2 protein-coding genes and 1 pseudogene are annotated in these 1,944 nt (G+C 69.0%); all 3 read left to right on the top strand.

Translation table 11 applies throughout. The features are described 5' to 3' along the window. A pseudogene (locus ABD194_RS21390) lies at positions 1–299 on the top strand (ABC transporter permease); the annotation flags it as partial. 91 nt (positions 300–390) lie between these two features. After that, a complete protein-coding gene (locus ABD194_RS21385; RefSeq protein ID WP_343995299.1) occupies positions 391–1,362 on the top strand; it encodes a sugar kinase in 972 nt (323 codons plus the stop codon). Next, positions 1,359–1,944: bifunctional 4-hydroxy-2-oxoglutarate aldolase/2-dehydro-3-deoxy-phosphogluconate aldolase (locus ABD194_RS21380; RefSeq protein ID WP_343995297.1), on the top strand; the 586-nt coding region annotated here is incomplete at its 3' end. The genes ABD194_RS21385 and ABD194_RS21380, both read left to right, overlap by 4 nt.

Genomic DNA, 1,944 nt, shown 5'->3' with positions numbered 1-1,944 from the left:
CCGCGGTCTCCGGCATCCTCACGGCGAGCCGAATCGGCTCGGTCGACGCTTCCGCTGGGCGAACCATCGTGCTCAACGGTGTAGCCGCCGCGGTCGTGGGCGGAGTGAGCCTCTTCGGTGGCAGAGGCAAACTGAAGGACGCCATTATCGGCGGCCTCGTCATCGCCGTCATCGAGAACGGGCTGGGCCTGCTGGGACTTCCATCAGGGCTCAATCTCGCCATCACCGGAGCGGTGCTGTTGATGGCCGCCACCGCAGATGCCCTGTCGCGCAAGCACGGCAGCGCCCGACCTCGGTGAGCCGCGCGCCGTCCGCGCACAACGCACACCGCCCGCAGCCTAGGCCGGTCGTCAACACCGGCGTGGTCGCCATGAACGAGAAGGAAACTCCGTGACCCCCAGCGCAGTAGACGTGGTGACCGTCGGCGAAGGACTCGTGTGTCTCGCTCCCGCGGGAACCCAGCCGCTGTCAGAGGCGGACACCCTCGAGAAGAGCTACGGCGGAGCTGAGTTGAACACCGCAATCGGCCTCAGTCGGCTTGGCATCGCATCCCAGTGGGTCTCCCGAGTGGGCGCGGACAGCTTCGGCACGGAGCTGCTCAGGATCCTGGCCCGTGAGGGCGTGGGCACCGACTACGTGCGCACTGTTCCCGGTCGGACCACCGGGCTCATGGTCAAGGAGCGACTGGACGCCGAACAGGTGTCGGTGAGCTACTACCGCGCCGAGTCGGCCATGTCGACCATGAGCCCGAGCGACCTCCCGACCGAGCCCATCGCCGGCGCTCGTGTGGTTCACCTGACTGGCATCGGACTTGCCCTGGGCGGCGGGGCCGAGGCTGCGACACGGGCAGCCCTCGAGCTCTGCAGCGACGGTGACGCGATCACTACCTTCGATCCCAACTACCGGCAGCTGCTGTGGGGCCCGGACGATGCACGTGCCGCCTATACGTCGGTCCTCCCCGCCATTGACCATCTGCTGTGCAACGAACGAGAGGCACGACTGATCACCGGCGCCGCCGACGTGCCCGAAGCAGCATCCGCGCTCGCGGCGCTTGGACCGTCTACGGTCGTCGTCAAGCGCGGACCTCGCGGCGCGTTCGCGCTCATCGACGGCATCGAGTACGACGTTCCGGCGTCGCAGGTCGTCGCGCCTGTAGACACTGTCGGAGCCGGCGACGCCTTCAACGCCGGCTGGATCTTCGGCGTGCTGAAGAGCCTCCCCGCAGTTGTAGCGCTCCGGGCCGCCGCCTGGGTTGCCGCCCGCGTCGTTGAGCACCCCGGCGACTACGCAGGCTTCCCGACCTACCAGATGCTCATGTCCGGGCTGGGTACCGAGGCTCCCGCGATGCGGGTCGGCTCATGACCGCGGCTCGGGCCTTGGATGCCCTCGCCGGGCGCATCAGCGAGCAGCGGGTCGTGCCCGTGCTTCGATCAGCGTCGCCCGCCGCACTGCAGGACGACGTCCTCCGACTGGCGACCGCGGGGTTCACGACCGTCGAGATCACTACTTCCACGCCTGGCTGGCCGGCCGCCCTGCAAGCCATGCGCACCGATCGGTCGCTGGCCCACCTCACCTTCGGCGTCGGGACGGTCACGTCCGCAACTGACGCGGACCGAGCCATCGAGTCCGGTGCGGACTTCCTGGTCAGCCCCTATGCGGCCCCTGCTGTACGCACAGCCGCGGGCGCCACCCCGTTCATCGAAGGCGGCTTCACCCCGGCTGACATCGCGGCGGCCGCCAGACACGGCATCGCCAAGCTGTTCCCCGCACGGACAGCGGGGCCGGGTCATTTGCGCAGCATCTTGGACGTTCTCCCGGGGGCGCGCATCATCCCCACGGGCGGTCTCGGCATCGACGACGTGGAGGAGTGGCTTGCTGCCGGTGCCCTGGCGGTAGGGCTTGGTGGCGGGCTCACCTCGAAGCCGGTCGAGCAGCTCCGAGCCG

Origin of the sequence: Terrabacter terrae, assembly GCF_039529575.1 — a bacterium.
Taxonomy (GTDB): Bacteria; Actinomycetota; Actinomycetes; order Actinomycetales; family Dermatophilaceae; genus Terrabacter; species Terrabacter terrae.
This window is presented reverse-complemented; position numbering and strand designations above follow the sequence as displayed.